The sequence below is a fragment of the Corallococcus llansteffanensis genome (assembly GCF_003612055.1).
GTDB classification, from domain to species: Bacteria; Myxococcota; Myxococcia; order Myxococcales; family Myxococcaceae; genus Corallococcus; species Corallococcus llansteffanensis.
In genome coordinates this window covers 1-16,431 of the sequence record NZ_RAWB01000011.1, presented here as the reverse complement: position 1 = coordinate 16,431, position 16,431 = coordinate 1, and the positions used below count along the sequence as shown (strand labels likewise).

Genomic DNA, 16,431 nt, shown 5'->3' with positions numbered 1-16,431 from the left:
TCTCGTCAGGAGAGCTGCATCCGACGTGGAGTGAAGAACACAACCCCAACAGCAAGCCGCGCTGCGACAACAACGCCCTACCAAACATTTCCTACCCCTCAACCGGATGACCTGGCGTGAGAAGGGGCTGACCACCTCAGGCCAGGTCCTCGCTTCATCTATCGCCATTACAAGAAGAAGGGGGGGAATGACAGATCCTCAACACCAAGTCAATCCGGTCATGCCAAGGCTTCTGCACCCAATGGCAATCAATTGAGTGATGGACCGGCAGCAGCCCTCCGCCTCACATCTGCGGGCCCGCGAGCAGCGCCGCGCCGATGGCGCCGGACAGGTCGCCCAGCTCCGCCACGTGCATCGCGGGATTGCGCTCCGTGCTGAACAGGTGCGGGTGCATGGCATCGGAGATGCGCTCCACGTACGGCATGCCCAGCCGCGACCCCAGCCCCCCGCCGATGACGACCGCCTCCAGGTCCAGCAGGTTGATGACGGAGGCGATCGCGACGCTCATCATCTCCATCGCGCGGTCGATGAGCCGCGTCGCGAGTGGATCCTTCTCCTTCAGCGCCCGCGCCCACACGCCGCTCGCCAGCCGCGTGCGCTTCTTGTCGTGCATGATGTCGAAGAGGATCGTCTTCTCCCCCTGCTTCACCGCTGCACGCGCCTTGCGCTCCATGGCCGCCCGGCCCGCGTAGGCCTCCAGGCAGCCGCGCCGGCCACAGCCACAGCGCGCACCGTTGGCCTTCACCACCATGTGCCCGATTTCTCCGGCGGCGCCCTGCCCGCGCCACGGCACGCCGTTCAGCACCAGCCCTCCGCCGACGCCCGTGCCCCACCACACGCCCAGCACGGAGCGGTAGTTGCGGCCCGCGCCCAGCTTGTACTCGGCCGCGACCGCCACCTGCACGTCGTTGCCCATCACCACCTTGCCGCCCACGAGGTCGCCCAGGGCCGACGCGAGCGGATACGGCGCCTCCCAGCCCCCCGCCACGTTGCTCGTGTGCGCGAGCGTGCCGCTGTTCGCATCCACCGACCCCGGCGCGCCCACGCCCACGCCCGCGAGCTTCGTGGGCTCGACACCGGCCGTCTGCGCCGCGTCCCCCAGCGCGCCGTACAGCTCCTTCACCACCTCGCCCGGACCGCCCTTCACGGGCGTCACGTGGCGGGCCCGGCCCAGCACCTCGCCACGCGCGTCCACGATGACCGCTTCAATCTTGGTTCCTCCCAGGTCGATGCCTCCCCAGATGCGGGCCCGGCCATTCGAAGTCCCTTTCGCCGCCCCGTGCCCGTTCTTCGCTGAAGCCTCAGCCATGTCCCGCCCCCGTGGGTTCGCGGCACCACTCCCCGCGCGCGTTCAATCTGCGCAGCGTTGCCGTCCTCCAGCGCCACCTCACCGAGCACACCCGTGGCTGCCCGTCCGCCCCCCGGGGCTCCAGACAGGCCCTGTTCGCCGGGCGCGGGGACGCATATACGCTCAGGCTTCTTCCATGAGCAGTCCCTCCACCTCCGCACCGGAGCTTGGCACCTCGGACGTGAAGGTCCGCGCCCAACGCTCCATCATCGCCCTGGGCCTCCGGACGCTCGGCTCCCTGGGCCTGCGCGTGGTGAGCTCGCTCGCCCTGTCGCACCTGCTGTTCCCCGGGGACTACGGCGCGTTCGCCATCGTGGCCTTCACCGCCGCGATGGGTGCCTTCCTGGGCGACCTGGGGTTGAGCGCGGCGCTGGTGCGCCAGCAGCACGAACCCACCCAGGATGAGATCAGCACCTCGTTCTGGAGCCACCAGGCGTTCACCGTCTGCGTCGTGGGCATCCTCCTGGTGCTCGCGCCGCTGCTGTCGCGCTCCTACGAGCTGGGGCCCTCTGGCACCGCGATGGTGAGCGTGATGGCGCTGGGGCTGTTCTTCCACTCGCTGCGCGTCATCCCCATCATGGTGCTGGAGCGCCAGCTCCACTTCCCCGCCCTCGCGCGCATCGAACTCATCGAGGGCGTTGCGCAGACGGCGAGCACCATCCTGCTGGCGTGGCTGGGGCTGGGCGCGTGGGCGCTCATCGGCGGCGGGCTGGTGCGCGGCGGCCTGGGCATGCTGATGCTCTGGTCCGCGGCCGGCTGGCGTCCGCGCGGCAAGGTCCGGTGGACCATCGTGAAGCGCCTGTTGGGCTTCGGCATCTGGTTCCAGCTCACCGGCCTCATCCCCGCGGTCCTCAACGGTTGGATTCCCCTCGTCGTGGGGCGCATGGAGGGCAAGGACGCGGTGGGCCTCGTGAACTGGGCCACCGCCCTGGCCTCCGTGCCGCTCGCGCTGAGCAGCGTGCTCACTCGCGTCGCCTACCCGGCCTACAGCCGCTTGCAGGCGGACTCGACGGCGCTGGCGGACTACCTGCGCACCTCCATCCGCCGCATCAGCGCGCTGCTGTGCCTGGTCATCCCCTTCGGGGTCATCGCGCTGCCACCGTTCATCCCGGTGGTGTTCGGCGCGCGCTGGAGCCTCGCGTCCACGCTGGTCCAGTGGTTCACCATCGAGGCCTCGATGCAGGCGGTGCAGGGCCTGCTGTTCTCCCAGCAGCACGCCAGTGGCCACGCACGCGAACGGATGTACGTCGCCACCCTCTCCAGCCTCCTGCGCTTCGGGTTGGGAACGCTCGCGGTGATGCAGTGGGGCATCGTCGGCGTCGGGGTCAGCGCGACGGCCATCACGCTGACCGAGCTGTGGCTGACCGCGAGGCTGGTGGCCCGCCGCGCCCCGGAGCTGTCCCGCCTGGAGTTCGAGGTGATGGAGCCCTTCCTCACGGTGGGTGCGCTGCTCGCGCTCGCGTTGGGGCTCTCCCGCCTCGCGACGGGACAGGGCGGGCTGCTCGTCCAGGCCTTGGTGGCGGCGGGGCTGCTGACCGCGCTGGTGCTCGCGCGTGAAGCCACGCGGAGGGGCCTGTCCCTGCTGGGCGAGCTGCGCGCCATCGTCCAGCACGTCCGCGCCCGGCGGGCGCCCCCGTGAGCCATCCGGCGCCAGTCGCCCCCACCTGGCACCTGCTGACCGGGGAGTATCCGCCGGCCCCTGGCGGCGTCTCCGACCACACCCGGAGCGTCGCGCGCGCGCTGGCGAAGGCGGGGGAGACGGTGCGGGTGTGGACCCCTGGCGCCGAGGGAGTGTCTGTCGACCAGGACGTCATCGTGCATCGGTGGCCCGGCCTCTTCACGCCGCCGGGCCTCGTGCGCCTGACGCGCGAGCTGGACGCGTTGCAGGGCCCCCGGAGGCTGCTGCTCCTGTACGTGCCCCATGCGTTCGGCTGGAAGGCGATGAACGTGCCCTTCTGCGCGTGGTTCGCCGCGAGGCGGCAGGACGAGCGCGAGCTGTTCCTCCACGAAGCGGTGTACCCGTGGAGCCCGGGTGCGCCCTGGCGTCACCAGGTCCTCGCGGGCGTCACGCGCGTCATGCTACGCACGCTGGCCCACGGCGTGGATCGCGCCTACGTCTCCATCCCCGCCTGGGCGGAGTACCTTCCCGAGCCGCTGCGCACCCGGGCCCGGTGGTGTCCCATCCCCAGTCCCCTGCCCCTCGATGCTCCGGCCGAAGACGTGCGTGCCGTACGCGAAGCGCTGGGCGGTGGCCCCTGCGTGGCGCACTTCGGCACCTACGGCGCGGCCATCGCGGGGCCCCTGGAAGCGGTGCTCGTTCCCCTGTTGCAGCGGGACGAGCGACGACAGGCGTTGCTGTTGGGCCGGGGTAGCAGTGCTTTTCACGAGGCGCTGACGCGAAGACATCCGACCCTTGCAAGTCGCGTCCATGCGAGGGACGGGCTGTCACCGGAGGCCGTGGCCGCACACCTGCGCGCGGCCGAGCTGTTGGTGCAGCCCTACCCCGATGGGGTCAGTGCCCGACGCAGCAGCGCGATGGCGGGCCTGGGCCTGGGCCTCCCCATGGTCACCAACACCGGTCACCTGAGCGAACCGCTGTGGCGCGAGCTGCGACCGGTGGCACTCGCGGACGGGGACTCGCCAGCCGCGTTGCTGGCGCTCGCCGAGGACCTGTTGCGACACGAGGAAGGCCGCCGGGCCCTGGGCGAGCGCGCGGCCCGCGTCTATCGCGAGCACTTCGCGCTGGAGCACACCGTGGCGCACCTGCTGCGCCGCGACCCGGGCGAAGCAGGAGGCAGCGCGTGAGGGCCCCGCGTGCGTCCCCTCCTCGATTGAAGGTCCTGATGGATCCGCGCGAGGAGGGCTGGCCCAGCATGGACCTGGTGGGCGAGGCGCTCGTGGAGGGCCTGGAAGCGCTTCCTTCCGAGGTTTCCGTCACACGCGTGAGGCCTCCGATTCCGCGCGCCGTGCGCGGCCTGCCCCGGCTGGGAAGCCGCAAGGCGGCCTTCAACGCGGACCGGCTGCTCACCCGCTTCGGCCTCTATCCGGCGCGCCTGCTGCGGGAGCGCTGGGACCACGAGGCCTTCCACGTCGTGGATCACACCTACGCGCAGCTCGTCCACACGCTGCCGGCGGACCGCACTGGCGTCTACTGCCACGACCTGGATGCGTTCCGCTGCGTCCTGGAACCCCACCGTGAACCGAGGCCGTCGTGGTTCCGCTGGATGGCGCGCGCCACGCTCAAGGGACTGGAGCGCGCGGCCCTCGTCTTCCACAGCACGCGGCAGGTGCGGGAGGAACTGCTCACGCACGGCGTGGTGCCTCCCGAACGGCTGGTGTGGGCACCCTATGGCGTGTCGCCGGAGTACCGGTCCGGCCCCGTCCCCGGAGATGCCAGTGACGCCGTGCTCGCGCCGCTTCACGGACGGCCGTACCTGCTGCACGTGGGCAGCGCCATCCGCCGCAAGCGCCTGGACGTGCTCTTCGAAACCTTCGCGGCGCTGCGAGCGCGGCACCCGGACCTGATGCTGGTGCAACAGGGCGGCGACCTGGACGCGGCCCAGCGGGCGCAGGTGGCGCGGCTCGGCTTGAAGGACGCGTTGCTGCGGCCGCCCCGACAGGAGCGGGCCACGCTCGCGGGCCTGTACAGGCGCGCGAGCGCGGTGCTGGTGCCCAGCGAGGCGGAGGGCTTCGGACTGCCCGTCATCGAAGCGCTGGCGTGTGGCATCCCGGTGGTGGCCAGCGACCTGCCCGTCCTGCGCGAAGTGGGCGCCGACGCCTGTACGTACTGCCCCGTGGGAGACGTGGCGGCGTGGGCGGATGCGGTGGACGCGCTGCTCGCGGGACGGGGGCCCGTGCCGTCGCCAGAGACACGACGCGCCCGGGCCGCACGCTTCACCTGGAGCGCGCACGCGCGCACCGTGCTGGACGCGTACCTGCATCACCTTGACCCTCCCGGACGGGTCTGATTCCATCGTTCGCGCGTGCGCATCGTCTTCCTGAATCCCGTGGGCATCCTGGGCGGAGCCGAGCGCGCACTCGTGGATCTGCTCGCGTGTCTGCGCACGTTGGATCCAATGCTGTCGTTGCACCTGATCACCGGCACGGACGGACCGCTCGTGGAGCTGGCCCGGGACCTGGGCGTGGGGGCCCTGGCGCTTCCGCTCCCGGAGCGACTGTCGGCGCTCGGTGACAGCGGCCTGCGGAACCAGGGACTGGCCGGAGCGTGGCGCTTCGCGCGGGACGTCGCCCCCACGCCCCTCCTGCTCGCCCGCCATGGCGTCGCCCTGCGGCGCGCGGTGCGGGACGTGGCGCCCGACCTGCTGCACTCCAATGGCATCAAGACGCACCTGTTGAGCGCGGCCACCGCCGGCCTCGCGATTCCGCGCGTGTGGCACGTGCATGACTTCCTCGGCGAGCGTCCGCTCGTGCGTCACGCCCTCGCGGGGCTGCGTCCGCTGGTGTCCGCCGCCATCGCGAACTCGCGGGCCGTGGGCGACGACGCACGCACGGTGCTGGGCAACGTGCCCGTGCATGTCGTGCCCAACGGCGTGGACGTGGAGCGGTTCTCCCCGGGTCCCGGTGACGGTGCGCACCTGGATGCGCTCGCCGGTTTGTCACCCGCGCCTTCGGGCACGCTGCGCGTGGGGCTCGTGGCCACGTATGCGCGCTGGAAGGGGCACGACGTCTTCCTGGAGGCCGCGGCACTGCTGACCCGGCAGGTGCCGAGCCTGCCCGTGCGCTTCTATCTGGTGGGCGCGCCCCTCTACCGCACGGCGGATTCGCAGTTCACGGCCACGGAGCTGCGCGAGCAGGTGGAGCGCCATGGCCTCACGGGCCGCGTGGGGCTGGTGCCCTTCCAGTCCGAACCCGCGGGCATCTACCGGGCGCTGGATGTCTTCGTCCATGCGAGCACCCGCCGCGAGCCCTTCGGCCTCACCATCGCGGAGGCGCTCGCCTGCGGCCGGGCCGCTGTCATCGCGAAGGACAGCGGCGCGGCCGAAGCGCTCCTGGACGGCGAGGATGCCCTGACCATCACCCCTGGAGATCCGAACACGCTCGCGGCGGCCCTGCGGCGGCTGCTGGAGGACGAGGCCCTGCGAACGACCCTGGCCCGCGCGGCCCGCCACACCGCCGTGCGCTGTTTCTCCCGCGAGCGCTACGCGCGGAACATCCTCGCGGTGTATCGCCAGCTTGTCCCCGCGCATGTGTCACAAGGGCCTTCATGATCCGGCCCCGGAAGCTCGTCACCGTCTCCCACTCCTACGTCGTCACCCTCAACCGCCGGCTGGCCAATGAGATGACACGCGTGGGCGCGGGCCGCTGGGACGTCACCGCCGTGGCGCCACGCTCCTTCCACGGAGACCTGGGCCCGCTCGTGCTCCAGCGCGAACCCGACGAGCCCGCGCACATCGAGGGCGTGCGCACCTTCTTCAGCCGCTCCCTGCACGGCTTCGTCTACGGGCCCGAGCTGCGCGCACGGCTGTCGGGCGCGGAGCTGGTGCATGCGTGGGAGGAGCCCTACGTGTTCTCCGGCCTGGAGGTGGCCCTGCTGACGCCGCGCCACGTGCCGCTCGTCTTCTGCACGTTCCAGAACCTGGCCAAGCGCTATCCCCCGCCCTTCGCCCAGGCCGAGCGTTTCGTCGTGCGCCGCGCCGCGGGCTGGGTGGCCTGGGGACAGACGGTGCATGACACGCTCCAGGCCCGGACGGGCTATGCGCAGCGGCCCTCGCGCTTCATCCCCGTGGGCGTGGACGTGGAGCACTTCCGACCGGATCCGTCCGCGGGCAGGGCCTTCCGCGAGCGCGTGGGCTGGACGGAGGAAGGGCCTCCAGTGGTGGGCTACCTGGGGCGCTTCGTTCCGGAGAAGGGCCTGCGCCTCTTGATGAACGCGCTCGACGGACTGCGCACGCCCTGGCGCGCCCTCTTCGTCGGCGGGGGCCCGCTGGAAGCGGAGCTGCGCGCCTGGGCCTCGCGCCATGCGGACCGCGTGCGGGTCGTCACCGGCGTGTCGCACGCGGAGGTCCCTCGCGCGCTCAACGCCATGGACGTGCTCTGCGCGCCCAGCCAGACGACGTCCTTCTGGAAGGAGCAGTTCGGTCGGATGCTCACGGAGGGGCTCGCGTGCGGAGTGCCCGTGCTCGCCAGTGACTCCGGAGAGGTGCCCCACACCGTGGGCGACGGCGGGCAAGTCCTTCCGGAAGCGGACGTCAGCGCCTGGACCGCGGCGCTCGCGGACCTGCTGGAGAGCCCTGCCGCGCGCCAATCCTGGGCGGTGCGAGGCCGGGAGCGCGCGGTGTCCCGCTTCGCCTGGCCGGTGGTGGCGCGGGCGCATCTGGACTTCTTCGACGAAGTGCTCCAGCGCGGCGCCTGACGCCTACGCCTCCAGCCGCGCCACCAGCTCCGCCGCCATCGCGTCCCACGTCCAGGCGCGCAGCTCCGACGACAGCGCGGCCACGGCGGGCGCGAGGTCCGGGCCCCGGGCCCGCCACTCCTCCAGGCGTCGCACCAGCGCTCCCACGTCCTCCGGATCCTCCAGCAGCAGGCCCTGGAGCGTGGACGGATAACGCTCGGCCACGCCCGCCGTGCGGCTCACGAGCGCGGGGATTCCCACACACAGCGCCTCGTGCACGCCCAGGCCGTAGGCCTCGTAGCGCGTGGGCGACACCAGCAGGTCGGCGGCGGCCAGCAGGCGAGGGACATCGTCACGGAATCCGAGGAACCGGATCCGCTCCCCGAGTCCCCGGCCCCGCGCCGCGCGCTCCCACTCCTCTCGCTGCGCGCCCGTGCCCACCACCCGCAGGTCCACGTCCCAGTCCTCGCGGACGCACAGCCGCGCCCACGCCTCGAAGAGCGTGTCGAAGCCCTTGCGCCGGTCCCCCAGCGCGCCCACGAACAGCGCCACGCGCCGGTCCTGCGGCCAGCCCAGCGACGCCCGCGCCTCGCTCCGGAGCGAGGGGGACGTGGGCGGGAAACGCGAGGGGTCGCTCCCCAGGTACACGACCTGGACCCGGGAAGGCTCCACGCCCGTGGCCGCCAGCAGGTCCTGCCGCGTGCGCTCCGAGTTGGCGATGATGATCCGCGCGCGGCGCAGCGCGCGTTGCTCGCGGCGAAGGTACACGCGGTGGCTCAGGCGGCCCTTCCACTGGCGCAGCGGTCCACCGACCGGCTCGGGCGTGTGCGCGCCGTGGACGTAGTGGACCCAATTGGCGGCGGGCACCTGGCAGTTGCCACCGTTCGCCACCACCTGCCCGCCTTCCGCCAGCGTGCGGGCGGCCCAGAAGCGCCCCACGGCAGCGAGCAGCGGCTCGCCCAGCAGGTACGCATTGGCGGGCTTGGGCACGCGGATGAAGCGCACGTTGGGATAGCGCAGGAGCGAGTCCTCCACCCGGTACGCCACGAGCCGCACGGGCCCGCCCCGACGCGCGAGCCAGTCCGCCAGCGCGAGGTTCGCGCGGTCCATGCCTCCCGTGGAGACGAAGTCACCGGTGATGAGGGTGTACGGCCGCATTCCGGTTCCAGTACGCGCTGAAGAAGGCCGCGTTGAGCAGCCAGAACTCCATGCCCATCTGGCTCATGAAGAACTGGTAGCTGAAGGTCTGCGCCAGCGCGCCCAGGTCGTACGCGAAGAGCAGGCTGCCCCACAGCCAGAGCTCGCTCCTCACCTCGTCCCGGCGGCGGGCCATCTGAAAGCTCCACCCCAGGGTCACCAGCAGCGCGAGCGGATAGCAGACGAGCCCCAGCCATCCCCCGTCATAGGCCCACGCCGTCCATTGGATCTCCGCCCAGAGGGGCGGGTTCTCACGGTCGCTGTTGTCGCCGAAGTAGGCGTTGGCCATGCCGTAGCGGCCCAGGCCCGCGCCCAGCGGGAACTCCGGCAGGACCTCCTCGAAGGTGCTGTCGAGGAAGCGGCCCCGGTTGCTCTGGTACACCTGCGAAGGGTCGTCGGACAGGAGCGTGTTCCAGCGCGTGAGCACCGCGTCGCCGCCCACGGCGACCGCCCAGCCGAAGGCCACCACGGCGAACCCGCCCACGACCGCGGCCAGCGCCACGAGGCGCACCCACCGGCCGCTCACGACGAGCACCAGTGCCATGGCCGCCATGCACACCAGCAGCGTCACCGCCGCGACGCGGACCTGCCCCAGGTAGAGGCAGATCAAGCCCACGCCGATTCCCGCCGCGCCCAGGACCTTCTTGAGCGCGCCCTGACGGCTCAACAGGAACGCGCCTCCGAGCAGCACCACGTAGAAGGCGCCCGTGGAGGCGCCGCCGGGAATGTCCGTCAGGCCCATGGGGCGGAACACGCGCTCGCCGCTCGCCGTCTCGAACTGGAGGCTGCGCACGTAGCCCTCACCCTGGCTCTCGACCATGGTCGACAGCGCGGGCTGGAACCGGCCCGGGAAGGTCACCTGCAGGATGCCCAGCGCGGCGCTCGCCATGTTGAACAGGAAGAGCAGCAGGACGATGCGCCCGAACATCTTCTCGTCGATGCGCAGGCGGCTGGCCCAGAAGACGGGCGCGAACACGGACACCTGGATGCCGAGCTGCGCAGCCGCCGCCATCGGGCTGTTGGTGCCGGGATGGAAGAAGTTGAACGCTGTGAGCACCGCCGACGCCACGAGGAAGGGCATCGCCGGGTGCTTGAGGCGACGACCCTTCACCAGCACCAACAACGCGAGGCTCATGCCGAACGCCAGGATGCGGAACACGACCCGCAACGGGGACAGCGCCTCCACCAGCAGCGCGAGCTGACAGACGAACAGCATCGCGATGAAGGCCACCACCACGCGGCCCGAGCCGAGGAACCCGACCGGCTTCTCCACTTCAGCAGGCGCGGGCGGAACAGCAGCGACCACCGCACGGCGCACATACCGCTGGTGCAGCACGCCGGGTCCCCGCAGTCGCGGACGTTCGGAGCGGGCCTCCTTCATGACAGGGGCTCCCGGACCACGGAGCGCACCGCATCCTCCAGCGCGGTCAGGAACACGGACGGCGCGCTCAGCGCCTTCGCCCGCGCGGGGCCGCCACGTCCCAGCTTCCGCCGCGCCGCTTCATCCTCGATGAGCCCGCGCAGCGCCGAGGCCAGCGCCTCCGGCTTCGGCGGCACGAGCACGCCGCACGACGCATCGACGATCTCCAGCGGCCCGCCCAACGCGGTGGTCACCACGGGAAGCCCCGCGTACAGCGCCTCCACGAACGCCAGGCCGAAGGGCTCCGGCCCGGTGTTGGGCTGACAGTGCACCTCCGCCGCGCGCAGCAGGCGCGGCACGTCCGAGCGCTGTCTCAGGAAGCGCACCTGACCAGAGAGCCCCAGCCCCGCGACCTGGGCCTTCAAGCTGTCCTCGTAGGCGACCTCCTCCGGACGCTGCGCGCCGCCCACGAGCCACGCCTTCCAGCGCGGCACCTGCCGCAGCCGGCCCAGCGCCTCCAGCAGCAACCGCTGTCCCTTCCACTCCTGCATGCGGCTGGCGTGGACGATGACGACGTCCTCCGCGCTCGCGCCCAGTTCCCCTCGGAGCAAAGCGCGCTCGGAGGCCGTGAGCCCGGCGCCGCCCTCCTGCACGGGAGGATGAAGCACGCGCCACGGCGTGCTCGGATACACCCGGGCCAGCGTGCCCGCCGTGTAGCGGCTGTTGCACAGCGCCAGCTCCGGCACGGTGACGCGCGCCCAGCGCTCCACCCAGTGCGCGCCCGTGAGCGCGTCGTGCTGGAAGAAGACGAGCGGCACCCCGGCCGTGCGCGCCACCGGCCCGAAGAGGGCCTGCGGCCACGCCGCGTGACACACCACCGCCGAGAACGCCTCACGCTCCAGCAGCGCCATCAGCGCGCGGCGCGCCTCCCACACCAGCCACGGACGACTGACCTTCGCGGGCCCCAGCAGGTGCAGGGGAGCGCCCGCCGCGCGCAGCTCCTCCGCGATGCGCCCCTCGAAGCACAGCGCGAACGCGTGCTCCGGCCCTTCGCCCCGCTGCGCCCGTGCGAGCGCCAGCGTGCGCAGGAACGTCTCGATGCCCCCGTACAGGTTGCCGCTGGATACGTGCAGCACGCGCATGGGCCGGACCTCAGCCCCCGCCCGCGACGTGCCGGACGGACACCGGAGGCCGGGCCTCCACCAGAGGACTCCGTCCCAGCGCCTCCGAGTACAGGTCCAGGCTGCGCGCCGCCATCACGTCATGGGCGAACTCCGCCCGCGCGCGCTCCTTCGCCCCTCGCGACAGCCGCTCCCGCAGCCCGGGCTCCTCCACCAGCCGGCGCGCCGCCGCCGCCAGCGCCCGTGCATCGCCCACCGGCACCGTGAGGCCGGTGCGCTCGTGCAGGCTCACCCACGCCACGCCCGAGTCCGGAACGGCGGTGTTGAGCACGGGCAGCCCGCTCGCCAGCGCCTCCACCTGCGACAGGCCATACGCCTCGCTGCGCGCGTTGCTCGGGAACCACAGCGCGGTGGCGGCCCGGTACGCGCCCGCGAGCGCCTCCGGCGACAGGTAGCCCGCCCACGTCACGCGGTCCTCGATGCCCAGCGCCCGGGCCCGCTCACGCCCCTCCGCGGCCAGCGGCCCCTCGCCCACGACGACGAGCCTTCCTGGCGCGTGCACCAGCGCCTCCAGCGCCGTGAACAGGCCCTTGTAGTAGACGAGCCGGCCCACCATCAGCCACAGCGGGCCCCCCGCCGCCTCCGCCGTCCACCGCGCCTGCGCCTCGCGCGCCTCGAGCGGCGCCTCGGACAGCGGGCGCAGGTACGACTCCAGCTCGATGCCCAGCGGCAGCACCCGCACCTTCGACTTGAACGTGGAGAGCAGCGACGAGCCGCGCACGTACGCGTCGCTCGTGGCCAGCAGCCGCGCCGCGCGCGTGTACAGCAGCCATTCAAAGGGACGGAAGAGCGCGCCCGCGACCCGCTGCCGGATGATGTCGCTCTGGTGCGTCACCACCACCGCGGGCAGGCGCGGCACGGCGTCCAGCGCCAGCACCATGGAGGGGTTGGGCACGTGCAGGTGCAGCACGTCCACGCCCCGCGCCAGCGCGCGACGCAGGGCCAGCGGCAGCGCCGGCATCACGTCCATGCGCGCAACAGAGGCAAGCCGCCCCAGGCGCACGACGCGCACCGGGCCGTCCCACTCCTCACGGGTGGGGCTGCGCCCGTGGAACTCGTGGCTCGTGCCGGTGCCGTCCACGGAGTGGTTCGCGCACAGCACCTCCACCTGCGCGCCCAGCGCGGCCTGGGCCTGCGCCAGCGTCCGCACGTGCGCCTCCATGCCGCCGGAGGCCGGAGGGTAGAACTTCCCCAGGTGCAGCACCCGCAGGCCCGCGCCCGTCACGACCGCGCCACCCCGCCCTTCGGCTCGTCCTGGGTCGGGCCGTAGCCCTGGTAGCCCAGGTACGTGTCGCCGTAGCGCGGCTGGCGCAGGTCCACGTCGTTGAGGATGGCGCCGAACATGCGCGCCTGCACGTCCGCCAGCGAGCGCAGCGCGCGACGCGCGGCCCCGCGGTCCGTCTTGCCCGCCTTGAGCACCATCACCACGCCGTCCGCCTGCGTGGCCAGCACCGCCGCGTCCACGACGGCATTGAGCGGCGGGCTGTCCAGGATGACGCGGTCGAACTTCTCCGCCGCCGCCCGCAGCAGCTCCTTGAAGGCGCGCGTGTGCAGGAGCTCCGCCGGGTTCGGCGGCAGCGGACCACACGGCAGCACGAAGAGGTTGGGCACCTCCGTGCTCTTCACCGCCTTGTCCAGCGAGCCCTCGCCCACCACCAGCGAGCTGATGCCGAAGTCGTTGGGCACGCCGAACGCGCGGTGCAGCCGGGGCCTGCGCATGTCCGTGTCCAGCAGCAGCACGCGGTTGCCGCTCTGGGCCATGGCCACGCCCAGGTTGATGCACGTGGTGGACTTGCCCTCCTGCGGCCCGCTGGACGTCACCACCAGCGTCTTGAAGGGGTCGTCCGGCGACATGAACAAAAGATTCGTGCGCACCGCGCGGCAGCACTCCGCCACCGCCGAGCGCGGCGAGCGGTGCACGTACAGGTCGCGCTCGCCCGGCTCCTTGCCCGCCTCCATGCGCGGCACCACACCCAGGAACGCCAGCCCCAGCACGTCCTCCACGTCCGCCTGCGACCCGACGGTGTTCTCCAGCAGCTCCAGCATCAGCGCCACGCCCAACCCCAGGAGCAGGCCCATCACCCAGCCCACCATGAGGTTGCGCCGCGTGTGCGGCCGCACCGGCACCATCACCGGCCGCGCCGCGTCCAGCACGCGCACGTTGCTCGTGCGCAGCAGGCTCGACAGCTCCACGTCCTTGAGCCGCTTGAGCACGTCCTCGTACCGCCGCTGGTTGTCGTCCGACTCGCGCTGGAGCTGCCCGTACTCGATGGCCTTCTTGTTCACGAGGAAGGCCTCGGCCTTGGTCTCGTCCAGGAGCTTGTTGAGGTTCCTCTCCTCGCCCTTCACCTCCAGGAGCTGCAACTCCGCCGCGCGCACCACGTTGCCCAGGCTCTTGAGCAGGTCCTCGCGCACCACGGCCAGCTTGCGGTTGCACTCCAAGAGCTTCGGGTGCTCCGGCAGGTAGCGCTCCGACAGCTCCGCGCACGCGACCTTCTGCTCGCCGTAGCGCATCTTCATGTCCTGGATGGGGCCATCCTTGGCGCCCGGCACGGCTTCCGCCCACGTCTCGTCGTCGCCGGCGGCCTTGCGCAGCTGGTGGATGGCGTCCACGCGCGCCTGCTGCGCCGCGATGCGCGTGCGCACGTCGGTGAGCTTCAGGTTGTAGGAGTTGATGCGCTCGCTGACGATGGAGAGCCGCGACTCCAGCGACGTGGACAGCATGTCCGCGTCCTTCTTCAGGTCATAGACGGCCAGCTCGCCGGCCTTCGCCTCACGGCCCAGCTCGTCCCGGCGGACCTCCAACCACGTGCGCGCCTCTTCCGTGACGCGCATCTTGAGCGCCTGGTTCTCCGCCATGTACGCGGCAGCCACCTCGTTGGCGAGCAGCGCCGCGCGCTCGGGGTCCACGTCCTCCACCCCGATGTTCATCACCCGCGAGTCCTTGCCGGGCATCACCTGGATGCGCGTGCGCAAGAGCCCCACCGCGTCCGCGCCCTGGAGCGCCTGCACGCGCGCCTTCTCGTCCTGGTTCGCCGGCAGGCCCAGGAAGCCCGGATCGTTGGCCAGCCCCAGCCGGTCCACCACACGGCTCGACACCGCGCGCGACGTGATGACCTCGCTCTGCGTGCCGGTGTACTCCTTGTTGAACCAGTAGTTGCTGCGCTCCTCCCCCATGACCTCCTTCACGTCGCCGTCGAGGATGCGGGGGGCGGTGACGTCGATGATGAGCGACGTGCTGGCCGCGTAGATGCGCGGCTGCCGCAAGGTCCACGCGGCCGTGAGCGCGGTGACCGCCAGGGTCACCCCCAACATCACCCAGCGCCTGCGCCACAACCCCCGCGCCCGGTGCATCATGCTCGCGGACGTCGCGCCGGGAGCTCCTCCGGCCGGGTCCAACACCGTTCCTTCCACGTCGCGTCTCTCCAGAAGGGGGCTGTCGCGGGCGGTCGCACCGGCCCGATACCTCCGGACCCCGACCTGCACCCACATCGCACTGGGGGAACAACAGGCGGAGCGTGCAACGACCCGGCCGGGTTGTCCATTGCACCGACGCCGCCTGGATGCCCCTCGTCCATCCGTTCCGGTCCACGAACGCGCACCCCGAAAGCGCCTGTGGTAGTCAGCGGCGCCATGGTTCCAGCTCTCTCCGTGGTCCTCCCCTACACCCCGGCGACCGCCGCCGCTGCCGCGCGGTTCGCCCATGCCCTGGCCGGCCAGGCCCAGGTCGTCCTCGCGGGTGAAGGTCCGGTGGACGTCACCCCCGGCCCCAACGTTCACGTCCTCTCCGCCCTGGGCGGCAAGGGAGCGGCCATCCGCGCCGCGCTCCCCCACGTCACGGGCGGCATGACGGTCCTCCAGGATCCCGACGCCGCCTACTCGCCGGACAGCTACGACGCGCTGGTGCAGCCCCTGCGCGACGACACCGCCGACGGCGTCTTCGGCCGCCGCCCCGGCAACTCGGCGGAGATGATGGCCGAGCGCGCCCTGGGCGGCATCACCCGCTTCGTCACCGACGTGGCGCTGGTGGATCCGCTCACCGGCCTGCGCGCCTTCCGCACGGACGCGCTGCGCTCCATCCAGCTCACCAGCGACGACGACGCGGTGGACGCGGAGCTCGTGGTGAAGATGGCCGCGCAGCTCTTCCGCCTCACGGAGGTGTCCCTGCCGCCCTTGCAGGCCGTGCCGCGCCGCCCGGCGTCCGCGCACCTGGCCCGCCTGCGCACGCTGGTGCGCTACGCCACCGTGCGCGACGACGCGGACAACCAGCACGAGGGCTACTCCACCCTGGAGCGCATGGACGGCGCCACCCACTACAACCAGTGGCTGGGCCGCCGCTTCCGCGAGCACATGGGCCGCCGCGTGCTGGAGATTGGCGCCGGCATCGGCACCATCACCCGCGAGCTGGAGGCCGGCGCGGAGATGCTCGTCGCGCTGGAGGTGGAGCGCTTCTACGTGGACCGCCTGAAGAACCTCTTCCGCGGCAAGCCCCACGTGCGCCCCTACCTGTCCGACGTGGCGCTCGCGGACTGGGAGTCGCTCAAGGCGGAGAACCTGGACACCATCGTGCTGTCCAACGTGCTCGAGCACATCCCGGACGACGCGTCCGCGGTGCGCCGCTTCCGGCAGATCCTCCAGGTGGACGGCCGCGTGCTCATCCTCGTGCCGGCGCTGCCGCAGCTCTTCGGCGCCATCGACGAGGCGGTGGGCCACTACCGCCGCTACACCCAGGAGTCGCTGCGCGCGGTGCTGGAGGAGAACGGCTTCCGCGTGGACACGCTGGAGTGGATGAACCTGGTGGGCCTGCCCGGCTGGTTCGTCAACAGCCGCCTGCTGCGCCGCCGCGCGGTGCCCAAGCTCCAGCTCAAGCTCTACGACACGCTGGCGCCCCTGTTCGCCCGCGCCGAGCAGCAGGTGAAGCTGCCCGTGGGCATGAGCCTGTTCGCCGTCGCCCGCGCCGTCTGACGCCCCCTTGAGCGCCGCGCCCCAACCC

12 protein-coding genes are annotated in these 16,431 nt (G+C 72.0%); 6 read left to right on the top strand and 6 right to left on the bottom strand.

Annotation, left to right across the window (positions count from 1 at the left end):
- Positions 1-283: 283 nt before the first annotated feature.
- Complete coding sequence (locus D7V93_RS01945) at positions 284-1,309, bottom strand: ROK family protein (RefSeq protein WP_120641710.1); 1,026 nt, start codon at positions 1,307-1,309, stop codon at positions 284-286.
- A gap of 175 nt (positions 1,310-1,484) precedes the next feature.
- On the opposite strand from D7V93_RS01945, the gene D7V93_RS01940 reads away from it, so the two are divergent.
- Genes D7V93_RS01940 through D7V93_RS01920 form a run of 5 tightly spaced genes read left to right on the top strand, consistent with a single transcriptional unit; the run spans position 1,485 to position 7,721 of the window.
- On the top strand, positions 1,485-2,987 hold the full coding sequence (locus D7V93_RS01940; RefSeq protein WP_120641709.1) for an oligosaccharide flippase family protein: 1,503 nt from the start codon (positions 1,485-1,487) through the stop codon (positions 2,985-2,987).
- A complete protein-coding gene (locus tag D7V93_RS01935; protein ID WP_120641708.1) occupies positions 2,984-4,153 on the top strand; it encodes a glycosyltransferase family protein in 1,170 nt (389 codons plus the stop codon). The genes D7V93_RS01940 and D7V93_RS01935 overlap by 4 nt, the downstream gene beginning before the upstream one ends.
- 38 nt (positions 4,154-4,191) lie before the next feature.
- A complete protein-coding gene (locus D7V93_RS01930; RefSeq protein ID WP_120641707.1) occupies positions 4,192-5,316 on the top strand; it encodes a glycosyltransferase in 1,125 nt (374 codons plus the stop codon).
- A 15-nt stretch (positions 5,317-5,331) separates the two neighbouring features.
- Entirely contained in the window at positions 5,332-6,576 is a 1,245-nt protein-coding gene (locus D7V93_RS01925) for a glycosyltransferase family 4 protein (protein ID WP_120641706.1), read from the top strand.
- On the top strand, positions 6,573-7,721 hold the full coding sequence (locus D7V93_RS01920; RefSeq protein ID WP_120641705.1) for a glycosyltransferase family 4 protein: 1,149 nt from the start codon (positions 6,573-6,575) through the stop codon (positions 7,719-7,721). The genes D7V93_RS01925 and D7V93_RS01920 overlap by 4 nt, the downstream gene beginning before the upstream one ends.
- A 3-nt stretch (positions 7,722-7,724) precedes the next feature.
- On the opposite strand, the gene D7V93_RS01915 is transcribed toward D7V93_RS01920, so the two are convergent.
- Genes D7V93_RS01915 through D7V93_RS01895 form a run of 5 tightly spaced genes read right to left on the bottom strand, consistent with a single transcriptional unit; the run spans position 7,725 to position 14,852 of the window.
- A complete protein-coding gene (locus D7V93_RS01915) occupies positions 7,725-8,858 on the bottom strand; it encodes a glycosyltransferase family 4 protein (protein ID WP_244237057.1) in 1,134 nt (377 codons plus the stop codon).
- Positions 8,830-10,278 (bottom strand): O-antigen ligase family protein, encoded by a 1,449-nt coding sequence (locus D7V93_RS01910; protein ID WP_120641704.1) that lies wholly within the window; start codon positions 10,276-10,278, stop codon positions 8,830-8,832. Before D7V93_RS01910 ends, D7V93_RS01915 begins: the two co-directional genes overlap by 29 nt.
- The gene (locus D7V93_RS01905; protein ID WP_120641703.1) at positions 10,275-11,399 is read right to left on the bottom strand and encodes a glycosyltransferase family 4 protein; all 1,125 of its coding nucleotides are present in this window, start codon (positions 11,397-11,399) and stop codon (positions 10,275-10,277) included. Before D7V93_RS01905 ends, D7V93_RS01910 begins: the two co-directional genes overlap by 4 nt.
- A 10-nt stretch (positions 11,400-11,409) precedes the next feature.
- Positions 11,410-12,663, bottom strand: coding sequence for a glycosyltransferase (locus tag D7V93_RS01900; protein ID WP_120641702.1), 1,254 nt, complete (start codon positions 12,661-12,663; stop codon positions 11,410-11,412).
- Entirely contained in the window at positions 12,660-14,852 is a 2,193-nt protein-coding gene (locus tag D7V93_RS01895) for a GumC family protein (RefSeq protein WP_120641701.1), read from the bottom strand. The genes D7V93_RS01900 and D7V93_RS01895 overlap by 4 nt, the downstream gene beginning before the upstream one ends.
- Before the next feature lie 219 nt (positions 14,853-15,071).
- On the opposite strand from D7V93_RS01895, the gene D7V93_RS01890 reads away from it, so the two are divergent.
- Positions 15,072-16,403 carry a bifunctional glycosyltransferase/class I SAM-dependent methyltransferase gene (locus D7V93_RS01890; RefSeq protein WP_120641700.1) on the top strand — a complete coding sequence of 444 codons (1,332 nt, stop codon included), beginning with the start codon at positions 15,072-15,074 and terminating at the stop codon, positions 16,401-16,403.
- Positions 16,404-16,431: the final 28 nt, after the last annotated feature.